Source organism: Nocardioides zeicaulis (assembly GCF_042432345.1).
In the GTDB taxonomy this organism is placed as follows: Bacteria; Actinomycetota; Actinomycetes; order Propionibacteriales; family Nocardioidaceae; genus Nocardioides; species Nocardioides zeicaulis.
Window position 1 is genome coordinate 816,578 of record NZ_JBHLXH010000001.1, and the last position, 21,715, is coordinate 838,292.

Annotated in this window: 18 protein-coding genes and 2 tRNA genes; 2 read left to right on the forward strand and 18 right to left on the reverse strand. The window is 72.0% G+C overall.

Features of this window, described 5'->3' with window-relative positions; translation table 11 throughout:
* Window positions 1-4 precede the first annotated feature (4 nt).
* Both ACFFJG_RS04010 and ACFFJG_RS04015 read right to left on the reverse strand, forming a co-directional pair.
* Window positions 5-1,030: a hypothetical protein gene (locus ACFFJG_RS04010; protein WP_378517315.1), complete on the reverse strand. Its 1,026-nt coding sequence runs from the start codon at window positions 1,028-1,030 to the stop codon at window positions 5-7.
* A 9-nt stretch (window positions 1,031-1,039) separates the two neighbouring features.
* Window positions 1,040-1,984, reverse strand: coding sequence for a GNAT family N-acetyltransferase (locus tag ACFFJG_RS04015; protein ID WP_378517316.1), 945 nt, complete (start codon window positions 1,982-1,984; stop codon window positions 1,040-1,042).
* Between the two features lie 76 nt (window positions 1,985-2,060).
* On the opposite strand from ACFFJG_RS04015, the gene valS reads away from it, so the two are divergent.
* The gene (gene valS, locus ACFFJG_RS04020) at window positions 2,061-4,679 is read left to right on the forward strand and encodes a valine--tRNA ligase (RefSeq protein ID WP_378517317.1); all 2,619 of its coding nucleotides are present in this window, start codon (window positions 2,061-2,063) and stop codon (window positions 4,677-4,679) included.
* 126 nt (window positions 4,680-4,805) lie between these two features.
* Here the strand turns inward: valS and ACFFJG_RS04025 are convergent, their stop codons facing one another.
* From ACFFJG_RS04025 to ACFFJG_RS04100, 16 genes are all read right to left on the reverse strand, one after another.
* Window positions 4,806-5,519: a hypothetical protein gene (locus ACFFJG_RS04025; RefSeq protein WP_378517318.1), complete on the reverse strand. Its 714-nt coding sequence runs from the start codon at window positions 5,517-5,519 to the stop codon at window positions 4,806-4,808.
* Window positions 5,520-5,663: 144 nt separating this feature from the next.
* Window positions 5,664-6,944, reverse strand: coding sequence for an ATP-dependent Clp protease ATP-binding subunit ClpX (gene clpX, locus ACFFJG_RS04030; protein WP_378517319.1), 1,281 nt, complete (start codon window positions 6,942-6,944; stop codon window positions 5,664-5,666).
* 131 nt (window positions 6,945-7,075) lie between these two features.
* Window positions 7,076-7,684: an ATP-dependent Clp protease proteolytic subunit gene (locus tag ACFFJG_RS04035; RefSeq protein ID WP_378517320.1), complete on the reverse strand. Its 609-nt coding sequence runs from the start codon at window positions 7,682-7,684 to the stop codon at window positions 7,076-7,078.
* Window positions 7,685-7,687: 3 nt separating this feature from the next.
* Window positions 7,688-8,293, reverse strand: coding sequence for an ATP-dependent Clp protease proteolytic subunit (locus ACFFJG_RS04040; RefSeq protein ID WP_374456421.1), 606 nt, complete (start codon window positions 8,291-8,293; stop codon window positions 7,688-7,690).
* Between the two features lie 206 nt (window positions 8,294-8,499).
* Entirely contained in the window at window positions 8,500-9,918 is a 1,419-nt protein-coding gene (gene tig, locus ACFFJG_RS04045) for a trigger factor (RefSeq protein WP_378517321.1), read from the reverse strand.
* Between the two features lie 138 nt (window positions 9,919-10,056).
* Window positions 10,057-11,523, reverse strand: coding sequence for a PepSY-associated TM helix domain-containing protein (locus ACFFJG_RS04050; RefSeq protein ID WP_378519448.1), 1,467 nt, complete (start codon window positions 11,521-11,523; stop codon window positions 10,057-10,059).
* Between the two features lie 113 nt (window positions 11,524-11,636).
* On the reverse strand, window positions 11,637-12,293 hold the full coding sequence (locus ACFFJG_RS04055) for a hypothetical protein (protein ID WP_378517322.1): 657 nt from the start codon (window positions 12,291-12,293) through the stop codon (window positions 11,637-11,639).
* A 1-nt stretch (window position 12,294) separates the two neighbouring features.
* Window positions 12,295-12,367: transfer RNA gene (locus ACFFJG_RS04060), tRNA-Pro, on the reverse strand.
* A 61-nt stretch (window positions 12,368-12,428) separates the two neighbouring features.
* Window positions 12,429-12,499: transfer RNA gene (locus tag ACFFJG_RS04065), tRNA-Gly, on the reverse strand.
* 74 nt (window positions 12,500-12,573) lie between these two features.
* A complete protein-coding gene (locus tag ACFFJG_RS04070; RefSeq protein WP_378517323.1) occupies window positions 12,574-13,653 on the reverse strand; it encodes a PP2C family protein-serine/threonine phosphatase in 1,080 nt (359 codons plus the stop codon).
* On the reverse strand, window positions 13,650-14,558 hold the full coding sequence (locus tag ACFFJG_RS04075; protein ID WP_378517324.1) for an Fpg/Nei family DNA glycosylase: 909 nt from the start codon (window positions 14,556-14,558) through the stop codon (window positions 13,650-13,652). Before ACFFJG_RS04075 ends, ACFFJG_RS04070 begins: the two co-directional genes overlap by 4 nt.
* The gene (locus ACFFJG_RS04080; RefSeq protein ID WP_378517325.1) at window positions 14,551-15,060 is read right to left on the reverse strand and encodes a ribose-5-phosphate isomerase; all 510 of its coding nucleotides are present in this window, start codon (window positions 15,058-15,060) and stop codon (window positions 14,551-14,553) included. Before ACFFJG_RS04080 ends, ACFFJG_RS04075 begins: the two co-directional genes overlap by 8 nt.
* Window positions 15,061-15,135: 75 nt before the next feature.
* Complete coding sequence (locus ACFFJG_RS04085; protein ID WP_378519449.1) at window positions 15,136-16,005, reverse strand: alpha/beta hydrolase; 870 nt, start codon at window positions 16,003-16,005, stop codon at window positions 15,136-15,138.
* 19 nt (window positions 16,006-16,024) lie between these two features.
* Entirely contained in the window at window positions 16,025-16,594 is a 570-nt protein-coding gene (locus ACFFJG_RS04090; RefSeq protein WP_378517326.1) for an LURP-one-related family protein, read from the reverse strand.
* Entirely contained in the window at window positions 16,591-18,384 is a 1,794-nt protein-coding gene (gene metG, locus ACFFJG_RS04095) for a methionine--tRNA ligase (protein WP_378517327.1), read from the reverse strand. Before metG ends, ACFFJG_RS04090 begins: the two co-directional genes overlap by 4 nt.
* A 77-nt stretch (window positions 18,385-18,461) precedes the next feature.
* The gene (locus ACFFJG_RS04100) at window positions 18,462-19,061 is read right to left on the reverse strand and encodes a mycothiol-dependent nitroreductase Rv2466c family protein (RefSeq protein ID WP_378517328.1); all 600 of its coding nucleotides are present in this window, start codon (window positions 19,059-19,061) and stop codon (window positions 18,462-18,464) included.
* 79 nt (window positions 19,062-19,140) lie between these two features.
* Between ACFFJG_RS04100 and pepN the strand changes: the two genes are divergently transcribed.
* A complete protein-coding gene (gene pepN / locus ACFFJG_RS04105; RefSeq protein ID WP_378517329.1) occupies window positions 19,141-21,681 on the forward strand; it encodes an aminopeptidase N in 2,541 nt (846 codons plus the stop codon).
* Window positions 21,682-21,715 lie beyond the last annotated feature (34 nt).

The following is a 21,715-nucleotide window of genomic DNA, read 5'->3' on the forward strand; positions in this document are numbered from 1 at the left end:
GGCCTCAGCCGCAGGTCACCACCCGGCGCCAGGGCTCGACGACCTGGAGCGACCGGCCGTCGAGCGGTCGGGCGCGGAGCTGGTCGAGCGCGTCCTCCCAGCGGGGGTCGGAGGTGCCGGTGACGAACATCGACGACCCCTGGTCGGCGTAGACCAGGCCGTACCTCTTCATCGCCACCACGATCGTGCGGGCGACGCCGGAGTAGCGACGGGCCGGGAACGAGCGGGGCAGGCGGAAGCGCATGCCGTACGCCGGGAGGGTGCGGTCGGTGTTGCCGCGGGGGCCGCAGTGGCGTGCCGGCCAGCTGTAGGCGCTGCGGGCGGTCGGCAGCGTGAAGCGCAGGGCATGGGTGATGCGACCGGAGGCGGCCTCGTCGTAGGACAGCAGGCCGGGCAGGATCGGGAGCCCCGCCGCGTCCGCCGACGTCCAGCCGGCGGGGCGCAGCCTGTTGGAGGACAGGTCCCAGCGGGCGGCCGACGCGGCCCGCCAGCCCACGACCGCACCCGAGGCGTCGCGCACCCGCTCGGCGGCGTACAGCTCCACCAGGTCGCACGTGCCCCGGCGGACGGTGACGACGTGGCGATCGCCCTCGCCCGGGTCCGGCTCCGCGGCGCTGCCGCCCTCGATCGCTGCCTCGGGCGGCACCGGCACCGGCCCGCGGTCGCTCTCGTCGCGGTAGTCCTCCCCGTCGGTGCCGAACTGCAGCGGCAGCAGCGACTGGTCGGCGTCGACCACGGTGACCGGGATGCCGTAGGAGGCATCGGTCGTGCCGAGGTCGAGGTGGAGGTCGTGGCCGGCCGCCTGCCGCCGCACCACCTCCTTCGACCACCGCCAGACCGGACGCCGGTCGACGCGACGGTTCCACGGGTTGTCGGCCGGGAAGACCTGGCAGCCGCCCACGGTGTGCACCGACGCCTGCCGCTCCCCCACCGGCGCGGCGTCGGCGGTCGCTGGGCCCGGCAGGCCCGGCGACGCGGCGGCAAGGGACGCGAGGGACAGGGTCAGGACGAGGACGAGGACGCGCCGCATCCCCCGAGGCTAGGCGCCGGCCGGGACGCTGACGAGGTGCTCGGCCATGTCGACCACGGGTCGGTAGCCGAGGGCGGCGTAGATCTTGTTCGACGTCGGGTTGTCGGTGTCGGTGAACAGGCACATCCGGTGGCCGGCGTCGAGGCCCCGGCGGGTCAGCTCGCCCACGACGTGGGACGCGATGCCCCGGCCGCGGTGCGCCTTCGGCGTGTACACCGGACCGATCCGGGACACCCCGAAGGCGGGCAGGCTCGCGCCGCTCAGGTGCGCCACCGTCCCGTCGGGCAGCTCCCACAGCCACTCCACGCCCTCGCTGATGCGGGACAGCACGCCGTCGGTCGTGGCGTGCTCGCCGCTGGCGGGGTCGGGGGCGCGGCCGGCCTGCTCGTCGGCCTCGACGTGGAACGCGGTGTACCAGCCGAGCACCAGCTCGGCGTCGTCGCGCGTCGCCTGCCGCAACCGTCCCTCGGGCGCCGTCGGTACCTCGACGGAGACGGCCTCCCACAGCCGGCTGCCCTTGGCGACCGTCATCTCCCCTCCCCACAGCCGCGCGGTCTCGCGCGCCAGCACCTCCGCACCGGGCAGCGCGCCGTTGGCGCCGCCGAGCAGCTCGCCGCGCTCGTGCAGGGCCGTGGCGAGCAGCCGCGCGGCCTCCTCCGGCATCGGCAGGGCGAACGTCGGGTGCGGACGGAACGGCGCGGTCCGCATCGCGGCGCTCACCGCCCGTCCGGTGCGGTCGCGCACGACGACCCACCAGCGGCGGAACGGGGCGCCCACCTCGGCCCACGCGTCGTGCCCCTCGGCGAGCTCGCGGGAGGCGCGCACGCTCACGCTGGCGATCACGCTGCCCAGCACGGGCTCACGGGCCAGGAGGTCCTCCGCGGCGAGCAGGAAGGACTCGGGGTCGTGGAGGAACTCGAGCGTGTACCCGTCGGAGGGCGCGTCGTCCGGCATGGCCCCACGCTAGGTGCAGGCCGTGGCTCGCCCTACTCGTTTTCGCAGGTCGGAGTGCTCTCCCTAGACTTCCGGCATGACTGAGACTCCCAGCACCCAGGCCCCGGACACGACGAGCACCGACCCGCGTGCCGTCGTCGTACCGGAGCGTCCGGCGCTGGAGGGCCTGGAGGAGAAGTGGTCGCAGGCGTGGGCCGCCGACGACACCTACGCCTTCGACCGCACCCAGCCCCGCGAGAACGTCTACTCGATCGACACGCCGCCGCCCACCGTGAGCGGCTCGCTGCACGTCGGGCACGTCTACTCCTACAGCCACACCGACCTCATCGCGCGCTACCAGCGCATGCAGGGCAAGGCGGTCTTCTACCCGATCGGCTGGGACGACAACGGCCTGCCGACCGAGCGCCGCGTCCAGAACTACTTCGGCGTCCGCTGCGACCCCGCCCTGCCCTACGACCCCGACTTCACGCCGCCGGAGAAGCCGGACCCGAAGAAGCAGGTCCCGATCAGCCGCCCGAACTTCATCGAGCTGTGCGAGCAGCTCGTCGTGGAGGACGAGAAGGCCTTCGAGGCGCTGTGGCGCCAGCTCGGCCTGTCGGTCCAGTGGAACCCGACCTACACCACGATCGGCCACCACTCCCGGACCGTGAGCCAGCGCGCGTTCCTGCGCAACTACGCGCGCGGCGAGGCGTACCTCTCCGAGGCCCCGACCCTGTGGGACGTCACCTTCCAGACCGCCGTCGCGCAGGCCGAGCTCGAGGCGCGGGACTACCCCGGCGCGTACCACCGCGTCGCGTTCCACCGCCCCGACGGCTCCCCCCTCCACATCGAGACGACCCGTCCGGAGCTGATCCCGAGCGTCGTCGCGCTCATCGCGCACCCCGACGACGAGCGCTACCAGGGCGTCTTCGGCACGACCGTCACCTCGCCGGTCTTCGGCGTCGAGATCCCGGTGCTCGCCCACCCCGCGGCCGAGCCCGACAAGGGCGCCGGCATCGCGATGTGCTGCACGTTCGGCGACCTCACCGACGTCATGTGGTGGCGCGAGCTCGACCTCCCGGTCCGCACGGTCGTGGGCCGCGACGGCCGGCTGACCCGCGAGACCCCGGAGTGGCTGGCCGCCGAGCCCGCCGCCACGGCGTACGCCGAGCTGGCCGGCAGGACGACCTTCAGCGCCCGCGAGGCGATGGTCGCGCTGCTGCGCGAGTCCGGCGACCTCGACGGCGAGCCGAAGGCCACGCAGCGCATGGCGAACTTCTACGAGAAGGGCGACAAGCCGCTCGAGATCATCGCCACCCGCCAGTGGTACATCAAGAACGGCGGGCGTGACGCCGCGCTCCGCAAGGAGATGCTGGTCCGCGGCGAGGAGATCACCTGGATCCCCGCCCACATGAAGCACCGCTACGACAACTGGGTCGGCGGCCTCAACGGCGACTGGCTGATCTCCCGGCAGCGCTTCTTCGGCATCCCGTTCCCGGTCTGGTACCCCCTCGACGCCGACGGCGAGCCCGACCACGCCCACCCGCTCATGCCCACCGAGGCGCAGCTCCCGGTCGACCCGTCGACCCAGGCACCGGAGGGCTACACCGAGGACCAGCGCGGCAAGCCGGGCGGCTTCATCGGCGACCCCGACGTGATGGACACGTGGGCGACCTCGTCGCTGACGCCGCAGATCGCGGGCCAGTGGGGCGTCGACGACGACCTGTTCTCCCGGGTCTTCCCCTTCGACCTCGCCACCCAGGCCCACGACATCATCCGCACCTGGCTCTTCTCCCGCGTCGTGCGCGCGGACTTCGAGCACCAGGTCGTCCCGTGGTCGCACGCGATGATCTCCGGCTTCATCGTCGACCCCGACCGCAAGAAGATGTCGAAGTCGAAGGGCAACGTCGTCGTCCCGACCGACATCCTCGACAAGTACGGCGCCGACGCCGTGCGCTGGCGGGCCGCCATCGGCCGTCCCGGCATGGACTCGCCCTTCGACGAGTCGCAGATGAAGGTGGGGCGCCGGCTGGCGATGAAGGTGCTCAACGCCTCCAAGTTCGTCCTCGGCAACGTCGGGGCCACCGCACTGAGCCCGGCAGCGGTCAGCGCCCCGGTCGACTGCGCGCTGCTCGGCCGGCTCGAGACCGTGGTCCGCCGCGCCACCGAGGCGTTCGACGCCTACGACTACACCACCGCGCTCGAGGTCACCGAGAAGTTCTTCTGGGAGTTCTGCGACGACTACCTCGAGCTGGTCAAGGAGCGCGCCTACGACGCCGACGGCGGCGCCGGCACGGAGTCGGCACGGGCCACGCTGGCCATCGCGCTCCACGTGCAGCTGCGGCTGCTCGCGCCGTTCCTGCCCTACGCCACCGAGGAGGTCTGGTCCTGGTGGCAGGAGGGCTCGATCCACCGCGCCTCCTGGCCGACCGCCGCCGACCTGGGCTCCGCCGCGGCCTCGCAGCCGCTCGTCCTCGACGCCGTCGCCGCCGCGCTGACCGGCATCCGGGGCGCGAAGTCGCAGGCCAAGGCGAAGATGCGCGCGCCGCTCTCGCGCGTGGTCGTCACCGGCCCGCAGGCCCTGGTCGAGGCAGCCCGCGAGGCGCAGGACGACCTGCGCGCCGTCGGCACCATCACCGGCGACCTCGAGTTCGTCGCCGACGAGGCTGCCACCGAGCTGCGCGTGAGCGCCGAGCTGGCCCCCTCCGAGGACTGAGGACGGTCCGCGCCTCGCGGCGGCAGCAGCCGTCGCGAGGCGTGGGTGGGCGCGCGGAGCGGTGAGCCACGCACGTCCTGGCGCCCGGAAGGCTGCCTGGGCCACCGCCGGGGCGGGGCCGGCACGTCAGTGGGTGCTGCGGCCCCGGTCGGCCTTCGCCGCGTCGCGCTCGGCCTTCTGGGCCTCCCGCTCGACGGATCGCTCGGCCTTCTGCGCCTCCCTCTCGGCAGCGCGCTCGGCCTTCTGCGCCTCCCGGTCGGCGGCACGCTCGGCCTTCTCCGCGTCGCGCTCGGCCTTCTCCGCGTCGCGCTCGGCCCTCCTGTCGGCCTTCCGCGCCTCGCGCTCGGCAGCACGCTCGGCCTTCTCCGCGTCGCGCTGTGCCTTCCGGTCGGCCTTCTCGGCCTCCCGGGCGGCCTTGCGGTCCGCCTTCTGCGACCCGCGGTCCGTCCCGGGCTGGTCCACGGTGGTGCTGTCGTCGTCCGCGGCGTCGACCATCTCGGGGAGTCCCGTCACGGAGCCGCCGACCGCGTCGAGGGCGCGCGGCTGCTCTGCGAGCCGGTCACGGACACCCGCTGCGGCGGCCGGGAGCGAGCCGGGACCACTCGCCGCGAGGGTGGCGAGCGACAGTGCGCTGAGCTCAGGGGGCACGGTGGCGGGCGGGAGCGCCTCCGGGGTCGCGCGCGGGGCGGGGGGCTCGGCGGCACGCGGCGCGGCGATCGGACGCGCGGGACGGAAGAGGTCGACCCCGAAGCCCCGGGTGGCCGAGATCGTCATCAGGACGGCGCACAGCACCGCCACGCAGGCGAACGCCACGAGCGGCCGCCACTGATCGCGCCTCACGCGCTCCCCTTCCCACATGCTGACGAGACGTCATTCTCACCGGGCCATGACGCCGGTTCGGCCCTGATGGCCCGACATGGCCCGAAATGACCAGACGGCATGGCCCGTTCGGGCCATGCCGTCGTGGAGACGGGTCGGCGTGGGTCAGGCGGACTTCTTCTTCTTCGCCTCGGACTCGCGCAGGACCAGAGTCGGCGCGACGTCGTCCTCGACGACCTCCCGGGTGACGACCACCTTGGCGACGTCGCCGCGCGAGGGCACGTCGTACATCACGTAGAGGAGGACCTCCTCGATGATGGCGCGCAGCCCACGGGCCCCGGTGCCGCGCTCGAGGGCGGCGTCGGCGATGGAGTCGATCGCGTCGGGGGTGAACTCGAGCTCGACGCCGTCGAGGTCGAAGAGCTTCTGGTACTGCTTGACGAGCGCGTTGCGGGGCTCGGTGAGGATCTGGACGAGCGCCTCGCGGTCGAGCTTGGACACGCTGGCGATGAGCGGCAGGCGGCCGATGAACTCGGGGATCAGGCCGAACTTGGTGAGGTCCTCGGGGCGCACCTGGGCCAGCAGGTCGTCGGCCTCGCGCTCGGCGGCGCCGCGCACCTCGGCGGTGAAGCCGAGCGACTTCTTGCCCACCCGCTGCTCGATGATCTGCTCGAGACCGGCGAACGCACCACCCACGATGAAGAGGATGTTGGTGGTGTCGATCTGGATGAACTCCTGGTGCGGGTGCTTGCGCCCACCCTGCGGGGGCACCGAGGCGGTCGTGCCCTCGAGCATCTTGAGCAGCGCCTGCTGGACGCCCTCGCCCGAGACGTCACGCGTGATCGAGGGGTTCTCCGCCTTGCGGGCCACCTTGTCGATCTCGTCGATGTAGATGATGCCGGTCTCGGCCTTCTTGACGTCGTAGTCGGCGGCCTGGATGAGCTTGAGCAGGATGTTCTCGACGTCCTCGCCGACGTAGCCGGCCTCGGTGAGCGCCGTCGCGTCCGCGATCGCGAAGGGGACGTTGAGCATCCGGGCGAGGGTCTGGGCGAGGTAGGTCTTGCCGCAGCCGGTCGGGCCGATCACCAGGATGTTGGACTTCGCCACCTCGACGACGTCCTCCTTGACCTTGCCGCTGACGGGCTGGAGGCCGGCCTGGACGCGCTTGTAGTGGTTGTAGACCGCGACCGCGAGGGACTTCTTCGCGTGCTCCTGGCCGATCACGTAGGAGTTGAGGAACTCGAAGATCTCGCGGGGCTTCGGCAGCTCCTCGAGGCTGACCTCGGCACCCTCGGCGAGCTCCTCCTCGATGATCTCGTTGCAGAGCTCGATGCACTCGTCGCAGATGTAGACGTTGGGCCCAGCGATGAGCTTCTTGACCTGCTTCTGGCTCTTGCCGCAGAAGTTGCACTTCAACAGGTCGCCGCCGTCACCGATACGTGCCACGGATCGTGTCCTCCAGTCTCGCCGGGCAGGGGCGCCGGCACTCCACACCTTGCAACAGGCCCCACGACGGTACCCCGTGCCGGCCCCCGACGGGGGCCGGACACGAGATGTCGCGAACCATAATTGTGCGCTCAGACGAGCGCGGCCGCGCCCTTGCGGGACTCGATCACGGCGTCGATCAGGCCGTACTCGACGGCCTGCTCCGCGGTCAGGATCTTGTCGCGCTCGATGTCGCGGCTCACTTGGTCGATGTCCTTGCCGCTCGACTCGGCGATCATCTTCTCGAGCAGCTCGCGCATCCGGAGGATCTCGTTGGCCTGGATCTCGATGTCGGAGGTCTGGCCGAACGTGCCCTCGGTGTAGGGCTGGTGGATCAGGATCCGGCTGTTGGGCAGCGCCATCCGCTTGCCCTTGGCGCCCGCTCCCAGGAGGATCGCGGCCGCGGAGGCGGCCTGGCCCAGGCACACGGTCTGGACGTCGGGCTTGATGAACTTCATCGTGTCGTAGATCGCGGTGAGCGCGGTGAACGAGCCACCGGGGCTGTTGATGTAGATGCTGATGTCGGTGTCGGGGTTCATCGTCTCCAGGCACATCAGCTGGGCGATGACCGCGTTGGCCACGTCGTCGCTGATCGGCGTGCCGAGGTAGATGATGCGCTCCTCGAACAGCTTGGCGTAGGGGTCGATGCGGCGGAACCCGTAGGAGGTCCGCTCCTCCCACTGGGGGATGTAGTAGTTCATGTCTCAGTCCTGCTTCCGGGCCGGGCGGCCCTCGTCGGCGGCCTCGCGGGCGCTGGTGATGACCTGGTCGACCAGTCCGTACTCGACCGCCTGGTCGGCGGTGAACCAGCGGTCGCGGTCGGCGTCGGCGACGACCTGCTCGACGCTCTGGCCGGTGTGCTCGGCGATCAGGTCGAGCAGCACCTTCTTGATGTGCAGCGACTGCTGCGCCTGGATCTTGATGTCGGAGGCGGAGCCACCCATGCCCGAGGAGGGCTGGTGCATCATGATCCGCGCGTGGGGCAGGGCGTAGCGCTTGCCCTTGGTGCCGGCGCAGAGCAGGAACTGGCCCATGGAGGCGGCCAGGCCCATGCCGACGGTGGCCACGTCGTTGGGGATGTAGTTCATCGTGTCGTAGATCGCCATGCCGGCGTCCACGGAGCCACCCGGGCTGTTGATGTGGAGGAAGATGTCGGCCTCCGGGTCCTCCGCGGAGAGCAGGAGGAGCTGGGCGCAGATCGCGTTGGCGTTCTGGTCGCGCACCTCCGAGCCGAGGAAGACGATGCGCTCGCGGAGGAGGCGCTGGTAGATGTGGTCGTCGAGGCCATACATCCCACCGGCGCCGTTCATCTCCGGCGAGAGGGCTGGGCTGGAGTTCTGGTTCACGCTGGCGACACTAGCCGGAAGCACGGACAGTTCCACGCGAAGACCCCCTCTGTTCGCCCACAGCAGACTCCGGCGCCGGCGTGCGGTCCCCCGGCCGGCCCAGGCGCCCCGGACGACGGACGGCGCCCGCCCCCGGTGGGGACGGGCGCCGTCGCGCGCGGTGCGGTGGGTCAGGCCTTCTCGGAGTCCTCGGTCTCCTCGGTGGCCTCGGCGTCGGAGCCCTCGGTCTCAGCAGCCTCGGCGGTCTCGTCGACCGGCTCGCCGATGGTGCCGTCCGGACGGAGGTTCTTCAGCTCGACCACGTTGCCCGAGGCGTCCTTGACGGTCGCGGCCTCGACGATGGTGGCCAGCGCCTTGCCGCGCAGGATCTCCTGCACGAGCTCGGGGATGTGGTTGTGCTCGAACATGTGGTTCGCGAACTCCTGCGGGTCCTGCCCGGACTGCTGGGCGCGGCGCACGAGGTGCTCGGAGAGCTCGGCCTGGTCGATGCCGAACTCCTCCTTCTTGGCGATCTTGTCGAGGATGAACTGCGCGGCGACGGCGTCGCGGACGCGGCGCTCGAGCTCGGACTCGAACTCCTCCTGGGTCTGGCCCTCGTCCTCGAGGTACTTCTCCATGGTGATGCCGGCGAAGGCGAGCTGCTGCTCGACGTTCTGGCGCCGCGCGTTGAGCTCGTCGGTCACCATCACCTCGGGCAGCGGGATCGAGACCTTCTCCAGCAGGGCCTCGAGGACCGCGTCGCGGGCCGCGGCGGCCTGCTCGAGGCGCTTGCCGCGACCGAGGCGCTCGCGCACGTCGGCGGTGAGCTCCTCGGCGGTGTCGAACTCGGAGGCGAGCTGGGCGAACTCGTCGTCGTACTCGGGGAGCTGCTGCTCCTGCACGGCGGTGACCTTGACGGTCACCTGGACCGGCTCGCCGACCAGGTCGCCACCGACGAGCTCGGAGTCGAAGGTGGCCTCCTCGCCGGCGGACAGGCCGGCCAGTGCCTCGTCGAGGCCGTCGATCATGCCGCCGCGACCGACCTTGTAGGACATGCCGGCGACCTCGCCGCCGTCGACGGCCTCGCCGTCCTTGGCCGCCACCAGGTCGATGGTCACGAAGTCGCCGTCGGCGGCCGCGCGCTCGACCGGGACGAGGGTCCCGAAGCGCTCACGGAGCGCCTCGACCTGCTCGTCGACGTCGGCGTCGGTGATCTCGATGTCCTCGACGCTCGCCTCGAGGCCGTCGTAGGCCGGCAGCTCGAAGTCGGGCTTGACGTCGACCTCGGCGGTGAACTCGAGCGACTCGTTGTCCTCGAACTTGGTCACCTCGATCTCGGGCTGCGCGAGCGGCTCGAGGTCGTGCTCCTGCAGGGCGGCCATGTAGGACTGCGGGACGACGGCGTTGATCGCCTCGTCGAGCACCGGACCGCGCCCGACCTGGCGGTCGATGACCGCCGGCGGGACCTTGCCGCGGCGGAAGCCGGGGACGTTGATCTGCTTCGCGATCTTCTGGTAGGCCGCGTCGAGGCTCGGCTTGAGCTCCTCGAAGGGCACCTCGACGGTCAGCTTGGCCCGGGTGGGGCTCAAGGTCTCGACGGCGCTCTTCACAAATGTCTCCTGATGCTGAAGGTCATGGGTAGGTCGTGGGGCGCTGCCCCACAAACTCCAGGAGTCTATCGACGGCGCGGACGCATGCCGAATCACGCCCGCGCCGCCGACGGGGACCTGCCCCCGGCCCGTGGCGCGTCAGTCCACCGTGTCGAACACCGCCCGCAGGCGAGGCACCCGGCGCAGCACGAACCGGTCGAGCAGCAGCACCAGCACCAGCGTGAGGCCGAACAGCGGCAGGACCACACCCAGGACCACCAGCGCGGCCGCCAGCCACCACGTCGCCCGCACGGGCATCCGACCGCGCGGCGCCCCGACCGAGCCGGAGCGCGAGGGACGTCGCCGCCACCACATCAGGGGGCCGGTCACGCACAGGAACAGCACCGCCACGCAGAAGAGCGTAGCCGCCCAGAAGCTCACCGGGCCCAGGCTCCGCCCCTCGTGGAGCCCGATGCCCTGGGCGACGGCCTTGGCGGCGAGCGGGTAGTCCTCGAAGCCGTACTGAGAGCGGACCTCGCCGGAGTACCGGTCGACGTGGACCGTGCGCTCCCGGCTCGGGTCGTGGAAGGCGTCGCCGATGACGGAGAACACACCCTCGTCACCGCCCGGCAGCGCGATCGTCATCGGGTGGGCCAGGCCCTCCCGCTCAGCGACCACCACCGCCGTGTCGACGTTCGCGACCGACGCGGGGCCGGCGCCGTCGGGGTCCGAGGACGGGACCTCGGTCGCGCCCTGCGCCCACGGCAGCTCACGTACGGCGTGGCTGTGCGGGAGCGACTCGTCGAGCCGCGAGCCGGGCTCCGACTCCGCGCCGTGGTCGAGGCTCCACAGCGACGAGCCCTGGGCGGTGGCCAGCTCCTGCACCTTCGCGCCCCAGAACCCGGTCCACGGCAGGCCGGTGACGACCATCAGGAGCAGGCCCACCCCGGCCACGGAGCCGACGAGGGCGTGCCGGCTGCGGAGGCCGGAGCCCGGCGCCTTCTTCGCACGCCGCCGCAGCCGCGCCCTGCGGCCGGCGAGGAAGAGGTAGTAGCCGGTGAGCGTCATGACGATCGCCCAGCAGACGGCGACCTCGATGAGCCGGTCGCCGAGCACGCCGCCCATGAGGTCGGCGTGGATGCGCACGGCGTAGCCCGACAGCGTGGTGTCGGGGTCGAGCTCGCCGAGGATCCGACCGCGCCACGGGTCGACGAAGACGTCGACCACGCGGCCGTCCTGCTTCGTCACCGAGAAGGCGGTGGCCAGGTCGGGATCGCGGCCCTCGCGGACCAGCCCGACCTCGCCGTCGGGGTAGGCGTCCTCGACGAGGGTGAGCTGGTCGGACAGGACGTACGGGAGCTCCTGCCCGACCGGTTGCTCCGCGCGCATGACGTCGGCGTGCAGCATCGGCTCGAGCTGGAAGCGGAACAGGTAGATCAGCCCGGTCACGGCCAGGACGGCGAAGACCGGGACGACCACGAAGGAGGCGTAGAAGTGCCAGCGCCAGAAGGCGCGGAAGAGGCCGGCCGGTGTCGGGCGGCCTCGCGTGTTCGTCGCGCCGGCGCGGGTGGGCGGCGTCTCGGACGCCCCCCTGCCGGCAGCGGCGTCGTCGGTGAGGGTGCTGATGGGGTTCTCCTCGGGCAGACGGGACGACCCGCACCGCCCCGAGGTCGTGAGCGGCTCGCGACCGGGCGGTGCAGGCAGGGCAGGGCCCGCCGAGGGTCCGCGCAGGCGGAGGCTCAGCGGGTCGGCTGCACCGCCGGGGGACCGCGTCGCGCCGGGCCGCGCGACCACAGCGGGAGCTGGGGCCGCGGCTCGTCACGGGCGGGGCGTACGACGACCGCGCGCCGCACGTCGTGGGGCAGGAGGGCCGTCGCGCCGAGGACCCGCAGGGCCTCGCGCAGCGAGGACCCGGCACGACACCGAGCAAGGGTGACGAGCGCCCACAGTGCGCGCTCCCCCACCGCCAGCCAGAGACCGATCAGGACCGAGGCGGCGACGTGGGCCAGGGCCATCGCGGGACGCTCGAGCACGTCCTGGAGCGCGTGGGTCGCCCAGGTCCACGGCCCGTCGGGGGCCGCCTCGTGCACGTGGGGCATCAACGCGGCACCTCCGCCGGCGTGGTGCTCGCCCCGGTGACCGGCGAGGACCGACAGCGCGGTGTGCACCGCGAGCTGGCCGCCGACGGTCAGCGCCACCAGGCGGCCCGCCGACGCGGCGCGACCCAGCAGGGCGGCGCAGGCCGCCACGAGCACGACGAAGAGCGTCGTCATCGACCCGAGCCCGGGGAGCAGCCCGTCGGCCGAGACGTGGGCGAGGGAGCCCGCGAGCAGGACCACGCCGGCGAGCACGACCGCGCGCGCACAGCGCGCGAAGGGGTCGGCACGGTGGTCCACGTCGGGGCGACAGGACTCGAACCTGCGGTCTCCTGCTCCCAAAGCAGGCGCGCTAGCCACTACGCTACGCCCCGCCCAACCGGGTTCCCGGGCTGTCGGCCCACGGGGGGACGACGGCTCGACAGACCCGCTGGGAGCGGATGACGGGAATCGAACCCGCGTAGCCAGTTTGGAAGACTGGGGCTCTACCATTGAGCTACATCCGCGCGCCCCGGTCGGCGTGCGCCGCCGGTGCGGGTGTCATGGTGCCACACCCCCCGCGGGCTCGCCCCAACCCGGCTCAGCGGCGGTGCACCAGCAGCAGCGCCCGGTCGTCGTTGCGCGAGCCGATGGCGTCCACCAGCCGCGCGGCGCCGCCCTCGAAGTCGCCGCGGAGGCGCCGCTCGGCCTGGCCGAGCATCTTGTCGATGCCCAGGCTGATGTCGCGGGTGCGGGTCTCGACCATCCCGTCGGTGTAGAGCAGCAGCGCGTCCCCGGGCCGCATCTCGCCCGAGGTGGCGGCGTAGGACACGTCAGGGATCAGTCCCAGCAGCGGCCCCTCCGCCTCGATGACCTCCCAGCGTCCCGACCCGGCGTGGCGCAGGGCCGCCGGGGGGTGCCCGGCGCTGCGGACGTCGTAGTGCCCGGTCGTGAGGTCGAGCGAGAGGTGGATCGCGGTGGCGAAGCCCTCCTCCCACTCCTGGCGCAGGAGGAAGGTGTTGGCAGCGGAGAGGAACTCCCCCGGCGGCAGCGCGCCGAGCAGGCCGCCCAGCGCGCCGGACAGCAGGAGCGCGCGGGTGCCGGCGCCCTGCCCCTTGCCCGAGACGTCGACGACCGCCACCTCGAGCCGGTCGCCGATCCGCGCCGCGACGACGAAGTCGCCGGCGAACGGCGTGCCGCCCGCGGAGCGCAGCTCGGCGGCGGCGTACCAGTCGTCCGGCAGCGCGGGGATCCCGCCCTGGCTCAGGATGCGGTCGCGCAGGTCGACGAACATCCGTTCGCCCTCGAGGCCCCCGACACCGAGCCGGGACCGGCGGAACGACGACAGCAGCACCAGGAAGCCGAGGCCATACATGATCACCACGGTCACCGCGATGCGCGGGTTCAGCGCCTGGCCGGGGATCAGGAGCGCCAGGACGAGCAGCACGAACACCACGAACCACGGGAGCTGGCGCGGCCCGAGGATCAGGCTGGCCACCACCAGCGGCACGAGCAGCGACACCAGCGGCACCCAGCCCTGGGCCAGCTGGACCGCGACGCCGATGCCCACGGTGACCACGGCCAGCGCAGCGACCAGCCGGGTGCCGCGCGGCAGGACCCGGTCGACGAGGTCGGACACCCGCGCCCGGAGGCTGCGACCGTGCTCGCCGGAGGCGCTCATGGGCGTGCTCCTCGCGACGGGTCGGTGCTCCTGCTGGCAGATGGTACGGCGCGGGAGCGGAAGACCGGCTGACATCTCGGGCACCAGAACGCGTTGCGCCCGGCGAGCTCGGCCGTGCGCACGGTGCCACCGCAGACCAGGCACGGCATGGCGGTGCGACGGTAGACGTAGACCTCTCCCCCGTGGTCGTCCTGGCGCGGCTCGCGGCCCATCGCCGCGGGCGTGTGCTCGGGCCGGACGGTGTCGATCCGGCCGGTGCGCACGCCCTCGGCCATCAGCTCGACGAGGTCGGCCCACATCGCGCGCCACTGGCCCACCCGCAGCGTGCGGCCGGGGCGCAGGGGGTGGATGCGGTGCCGGAAGAGCACCTCGGCGCGATAGACGTTGCCGACGCCCGCGAGCACCTTCTGGTCCATCAGCAGGTCGCCGACGGAGCGGTCGCTGCGCGAGATCCGGCGCCAGGCCCGGTCGGGGTCGGCGTCGGGCCGCAGCGGGTCCGGGCCCAGGGCGCCCACGACGTCGGCGACCTTCGCGGGACCGACCAGGTCGCACACGATCGCGCCCCGGAGGTCGGCGTACGCCGTCCCGCGCGCGTCGTCGGCCTCCAGCGTGACCAGGCGCAGGCGCACCGCCCCGACCGGCTCGGGCACCTCGGCAGCGCCGGCCAGGCCGGTGTGGACGTCGAGCTGGCCGATCAGCCCGAGGTGCACGTGGACGTACCGCTCCCCCTCGAACGCCACGAACAGGTGCTTGCCGGCGGAGTCCGCGCCCTCGACGCGCGAGCCGTCGAGCTGGGCGGCGTCGGAGAGGAAGCGACCCTGCGGGGAGCTGACGCGCACGCGTCGGCCCGCGAACGCCGCCGTCAGTTCGTCGGCCAGCTTGCGGAGGGTGTGGCCCTCAGGCATCCGTCGGACCGCGCAGCGCCGACTCCGGCAGCGCCGGGAGCTCCCGGGTCTCGTCGTAGGTCGAGAGCTGGCCGATGCGGCGCACGTGGCGCTCGTCGCCGGAGAACGGGGTGGTGAGGAAGACCTCGACGAAGCGCGTCATGTCCTCGACCGGGTGCATGCGGCCTCCGACCGAGACGACGTTGGCGTCGTTGTGCTCGCGGGCCAGCGACGCGGTCTCCTCCGACCACGCGAGCGCGCACCGGATGCCGGTCACCTTGTTGGCCGCGATCTGCTCGCCGTTGCCCGAGCCGCCGATCACGACCCCGAGGCTGTCGAGGCCCTCGGCCCGGTCCGCGGCGACGCCCTCGCCCGCGCGGAGGCAGAAGACGGGGTAGTCGTCGAGGGGGTCGTGGACGAAGGGTCCGTGGTCGACGACCTCGTAGTCGTGGTCGACCAGCCAGCTCATCAGGTGGTCCTTCAGCTCGAGGCCGGCGTGGTCGGATCCCAGGTGGACGCGCATGGGCCCATTCTCCCAGAGCACGCACGCCGATCGGGCATCCGGTCTGGGCCGGTCGGGGCGGGCGGCGGGGACCGGTCAGGACAGGTGCTGGTCGAACCAGCCGGCCACCTGGCGCACCAGCGGCTCGGAGGCGGCGAAGGCGGCGTGCCGCCAGAAGCCGTGGGTCTGGCCCAGGCAGCGGACGCCGACCGTCTCGACGCCGGTCTCGGCGACGAGCCGGGCCAGCTCCTCGCCCTCGTCGCGCAGCGGGTCGTGCTCGGCCGTGGCGACGAACGTGGGCGGCAGGGTGTGCAGCGCGTCCGAGCGCAGCGGGGCGAGGTCGGGGTCGTCGAGGTCGGCGCCGGGGCCGGCGTACTGCTCCCAGTACCAGGCCGCCTCGGACGGGTCGAAGCCCGACGGGGCGCCCTCGACGTAGGAGGGGAAGGAGCCCCGCGGGTCGAGGAAGGGGTAGACCAGGCCCACGACCGAGAAGAAGCCGGGGTTGCGCAGCGCGGCGACCAGCGCGAGGTTGGCGCCGGCGGAGTCGCCGTGGGCGGCGTACGGGCCGGGCAGGCCGCCGTCGCGCAGCCAGCCGACGACCGCGTCGAGGTCGTCGGGCGCCGCGGGGAACCGGTGCTCCGGGGGGCGGCGGTAGTCGACGCTCAGGACCTGTCGGCGGCCGCGGTTGGCCATCCGCCGGCACACGGCGTCGTGGACGTCGACGTCGTTGAGCACGAAGCCACCGCCGTGGGCGTGCACGACCACGCCGGGCAGCGCGTCGGCCGGGGTGTAGAGGCGGCACCGGACCCCGCCGGCGTCGACGTCCTCGACGGCCGCCACGTCCTCCCGGGGCAGCGCGAGGTTGGCCCGGCGGACCTGCTCGCGGTGCGCGGCCAGGTCGAAGCCGGGCGCGCGCAGGTCGGGGCTCGCGTCCGCGGCGACCGCCGCGCGGACCTCGGGGTACATCACGTGCGGCTCCTCGTGCTCAGCGTGACATCAGCGCGTCGAGGCCGACCGCGATGGCGGCGGCGACGCGGAAGTCGACGCGCTGGTCCGGCACCGTGACGCGGTACCGGTCGCCGATCGACATCTTGCGCTCCACCGAGAACAGCGGCTGCCCCGACGGGTCGACGAAGTCGAAGTGGATCGGCAGGAAGTCGAGGTCGGTGAAGCGACGCAGCAGCGCGACGAGCTGGTTGCGCTCCTGGCCGGTGCCAGCGAACCCCGGGCCCTCGACGTGGAAGGTCGAGCGCAGCAGCGAGGCACCGAAGTCCTTGCGGAAGAAGCCGATCTGGGCGCCGGACTCGTCGGTGATGTCGTAGCCGGCGTTGAGGTCGAGCTTCTTGCGGGCCTTGAACCCGAAGACGGGGCGCGAGCGGCTCGCGTCGGTGTAGAAGGTGACCTGCTCCTTGAACGCCAGCCGCTTCTGCTCGGCGAAGGCCATCAGCCGGGTCGGGTTGCCCGCCGCGTCGGACTCGGAGACCTCGTAGCGGTTCACCATCATGGTCAGCTTCTGCTTGACCTGGAAGTGCGGCAGGTACATCTCGGCGGTCATCGCGACAGCTCCTCCTCGACCACGGACGGGTCCAGCTTGGTGAAGACGGGGGTGGGCTTGGCGACCGGCGTGCCGGCGACGACGGGCCGCGACTCCCAGGCGGGGGTCGCGGAGTACTCGCCCGTGATGATCGAGTACGACACGTGGCCGGCGCCGTTGCCGGCCTCGAGCTCCTCGACCTGCTCGATGCGCGGCATCGGCATGAAGGTGCCCTCGCCGCCGAGGACCTCGTGCACCTTGTTGGCCGCGTGGGGCAGGAACGGAGACAGCAGGGTGTTGCAGTCGCTGACGCACTGCGCGGCGACGTGGAGGACGGTGCCGAGCCGCTCGCGCTGCGCGTCGTCCTTCATCTTGTAGGGCTCGGTGACGGTGAGGTACTTGTTCACCTCGCCGACCACCCGCATCGCCTCGGCGACGGCGGCGCGCAGGCGGTGCTTGCCGATCAGCGCCCCCACGGAGTCGAACCCGCCGCGGACGGTGGACAGCACCTGCTCGTCGACCTCCTCGAGCGGGCCGGACGCCGGGATCTCGCCGAAGCTCTTGGCGATCATCGTGGCCGTGCGGTTGACCAGGTTGCCCCAGCCGGCGACGAGCTCGGAGTTGTTGCGCGTCACGAAGTCGGCCCAGGTGAAGGCGGCGTCGGAGGTCTCCGGACCGGCCGCGCAGATGTAGTAGCGCAGCGCGTCGGCGCCGTAGCGCGAGAGGAAGTCGCCGACGTAGATCACGTTGCCGCGGCTGCTGGAGAACTGGGCGTCGCCGAAGGTGAGGAACTCGCTGGAGACCACCTCGGTCGGCAGGTTGAGCGTGCCGAACCCGCCCGGCTCCCCGCCCCGGGCGCCGGCGCCGTTGTAGGCGAGCAGCTCGGCCGGCCAGATCTGGGAGTGGAAGACGATGTTGTCCTTGCCCATGAAGTAGTAGGACTCCGCCTCCGCGTCGTTCCACCACTCGCGCCACTTCTCGGGCTCGCCGAGGCGCCGCGCCCACTCGATCGAGGCCGAGAGGTAGCCGATGACCGCGTCGAACCACACGTAGAGCCGCTTGGTCGGCTGGTCCTCCCAGCCGGGGACCGGGATCCCCCAGTCGATGTCGCGCGTCATCGCGCGCGGCCGGATCTCCTTGAGGATGTTCTGGCTGAACTTGATCACGTTGGGGCGCCACAGGCCGGTCGCCTCGCGCTCGTCGAGCCACTCCCCCAGCGCGTCGGCGAGGGCGGGCAGGTCGAGGAACCAGTGCTGGGTGTCGCGGAACTCGGGCGTCTCGCCGTTGATCCTCGAGCGCGGGTCGATGAGGTCGGTCGGGTCGAGCTGGTTGCCGCAGTTGTCGCACTGGTCGCCGCGGGCCTCGGGGTACCTGCAGATCGGGCAGGTGCCCTCGATGTAGCGGTCGGGCAGCGTGCGGCCGGTCGACGGGCTGATGGCCGTCTTCGTGGTCTCCTCGACCATGTAGCCGTTGCGGCGGCAGGTCTCGAACATCTCCTGCACCACCGCGTAGTGGTTGCCGGTCGTGGTGCGGGTGAAGAGGTCGTAGGAGAGGCCGAGGCCGACGAGGTCGTCGACGATGACCTGGTTGTACTTGTCGACCAGCTCGCGGGGCGGCAGGCCCTCGTTGTCGGCCAGCACGAGGATCGGGGTGCCGTGCTCGTCGGTGCCGCTGACCATCAGCACGTCGTGGCCCGCCATCCGCATGTAGCGGCTGAAGACGTCGGAGGGCACGCCGAAACCGGCGACGTGACCGATGTGGCGGGGGCCGTTGGTGTACGGCCAGGCGACGGCGGACAGGACACGAGTCATGGGCGCAAGCCTAGTGACCGGCCGCCACCCGGATCTCCCGGGTGGCGGCCGTGGGCACTGGTCGGGTCAGCGGATCGTCACGAGAAGTCGAGGTCGCCGGTGCGCGAGCGCTTCAGCTCGTAGAAGTACGGGAACTTCGCGACGGCGACGGCGCCGTCCCACAGCTCGCCGGCCTCCTCGCCGCGCGGGATCTTCGACAGCACGGGCCCGAAGAACGCGGAGCCGTTGATGTGGATGGTGGGGGTGCCCACGTCGTCGCCGACGGGGTCCATGCCCTCGTGGTGGCTCGTGGCCACCGCCTCGTCGAGGGACTCGTCGTCCCAGGCCTCGATCAGCTCGGCCGGCAGGCCGGCGTCGGCCAGCGACGCGGCGACGGTCTCGCGGGTGAGGTCCTCGCCGTTGTTGTGCCGGCGGGTGCCGATCGCGGTGTACCACTCGCCGAGCGCGGCGTTGTCGTGCTCCTGGGCGATCTTGATCGCCACGCGCACCGGCTTCTCGGTGCCCTGGAGCATCTCGCGGTACTCGGCGGGGATGTCCTTGTCCTTGTTGAGGTACGCCAGCGACATCACGTGCCACTGCACGTCGATGTCACGCACCTGCTCGACCTCGCGGATCCAGCGCGAGGTGATCCAGGCGAACGGGCAGAGCGGGTCGAACCAGAGGTCAGCGGTAGCCATGTCAGGCCCAATCCCGGGGCGGCCCCGGCTATTCCCGGCCGGTGTGGGCAGTGCCACACCCCGGTGGCAGGATGCGTGCATGCCTGGAACCAACCTCACCCGGGACGAGGCCGCGACCCGAGCCGCCCTCCTGGACGTCACCTCCTACGGCGTCGAGCTCGACCTGACGACCGGCGAGACGACGTTTGCCTCCACCACCACCCTGGAGTTCACCTGCCGCGAGCCCGGAGCGAGCACCTTCGCCGACCTGGTCGCGCCCACCGTCCGCGAGATCACGCTCAACGGTCGCCCCCTCGACCCCGCCACGGCCTTCGCCGACAGCCGCATCGCCCTCGACGACCTCGAGGCCACGAACACCCTCGTCGTGGTGGCCGACTGCGCCTACTCCAACACCGGCGAGGGCCTGCACCGCTTCGTCGACCCGGTCGACGACAAGGTCTACCTCTACAGCCAGTTCGAGGTGCCTGACGCCCGCCGGGTGTTCACCACCTTCGAGCAGCCCGACCTCAAGTCGGTCTTCACCTTCACCGTGACCGCCCCGTCGCACTGGGTCGTGGTCTCCAACGCGCCCACCCCCGAGCCGACCCCGGCCGGCGACGGCGTCGCGACCTGGAGCTTCCCGACGACCAAGCGGATGTCCACCTACATCACCGCGATCGTCGCCGGCGAGTACCACGGCGAGCTCGACACCTACGAGGGCAAGTTCGGCACCATCCCGCTCGGCCACTACTGCCGCCAGTCGCTCAAGGAGCACATGGACACCGCCGAGCTGGTCAAGCTGACCAAGCAGAGCTTCGCGTGGTTCGAGGAGCAGTTCGACTACCCCTACCCCTTCGGCAAGTACGACCAGCTCTACGTGCCGGAGTACAACGCGGGCGCGATGGAGAACGCCGGCTGCGTGACGCTCCGCGACGAGTACCTCCCCCGCAGCCGCCAGCCGCGCTCGTTCTTCGAGTTCCGCGCCTCCGTCATCACCCACGAGATGGCGCACATGTGGTTCGGCGACCTGGTCACCATGAAGTGGTGGGACGACCTCTGGCTCAACGAGTCGTTCGCCGAGTGGGCCTGCTACTGGTGCGAGGCCAACGCGACCGAGTTCGACGACGCCTGGACCGGCTTCGCCAACGCCCGCAAGCAGACCGGCTACCGCGCCGACCAGCTGCCCTCCACCCACCCGATCGCGGCCGACAACGTCGACCTGCACGCGGTCGAGGTCAACTTCGACATGATCACCTACGCCAAGGGCGCCTCGGTGCTCAAGCAGCTCGTGGCGTGGGTCGGCATCGAGCCGTTCCTCCAGGGCCTGCGCGCCTACTTCCGCGAGTGGGAGTACGGCAACCCGGAGTTCAAGGACCTGCTGGCCACGCTCGAGAAGGAGTCGGGCCGCGAGCTCCAGGGCTGGGCCCAGGAGTGGCTGCAGACCGCCGGCGTCAACACCCTCGCCCCCGCCTTCGAGGTGGCCGAGGACGGCACGTACTCCTCGTTCGCGGTCGCGCAGAGCGCGCACGCCGACTACCCGACGCTGCGTCGCCACCGCCTCGGCATCGGCCTCTACGACGAGGTCGACGGCCGCCTGGTCCGCCGCCAGTACCTCGAGATCGACGTCGAGGGCGCCACGACCGAGGTGCCGGAGCTGGTCGGCGTCGCGCAGCCCGCGCTGCTGCTGCTCAACGACGAGGACCACGCCTACGCCAAGATCCGCCTTGACGAGCGCTCGCTCGCCACGGCGATCTCCTCGCTGTCGGCCTTCGAGGACTCGCTGCCGCGCGCCCTGGTCTGGGGCGCCGCGTGGGACATGACCCGCGACGGCGAGATGCGCACCCGCGACTGGGTCGACCTGGTGCTGGCCAACATCGGCCGGGAGACCGACGCCTGGGCCGTCACCCGGATCCCGGCGTCGACCGCCCTGGCGGTCAACTTCTACTCCGACCCCGCCCACCGCGCCGACCTGCGCGCGACCTGGGAGTCGGGCCTGCGCGAGCTGCTGCTCGCCGCCGAGCCGGGCAGCGACCACCAGCTGACCTTCGCCCGGTCCTACGCCGCTGCCGCACACCGCGATGCCGCGCTCGACGACCTGATCGGGCTGCTCGACGGCTCGTTCGGCGTCGAGGGCCTCGCGGTCGACCAGGACCTCCGCTGGGCCCTGATCACCGCGCTGGCGAAGACCGGTCGGTTCGGCGACGCCGAGATCGACGCCGAGCTCGAGGTCGACCGCACCATCTCCGGCAAGGAGCAGGCCGCGGCCGCGCGCGTCGCGCAGCCCACGGCCGAGGCCAAGGCCGCCGGCTGGGCGGCGATCACCGACCCGGCCACGCCCAACGAGACCTCGCGCGAGATGGCGATGTCGATCTTCCGCTTCGGCCAGGAGGACGTGCTCGAGCCCTACCTCGAGAAGTTCCTCGACGCCGCGACGACGTTGATCGACACCCTCGGCTTCCACAAGGCCTCGACGGTCCTCGAGTACGGCTTCCCCAAGCCCCTCGGCAGCGAAGCCACGCTCGCCCGCCTCGACGCCTGGCTCGCCGACAACGACGCCCCCAAGGGCGCCCAGCGCTACATCGGCGAGGCGCGTGCCGAGATCGCCCGGGCGCTCGCCGCCCAGGCCTGCGACGCACGCTGACGACAGGCCCCACGGGCAGCAGACGAAGGGCCCC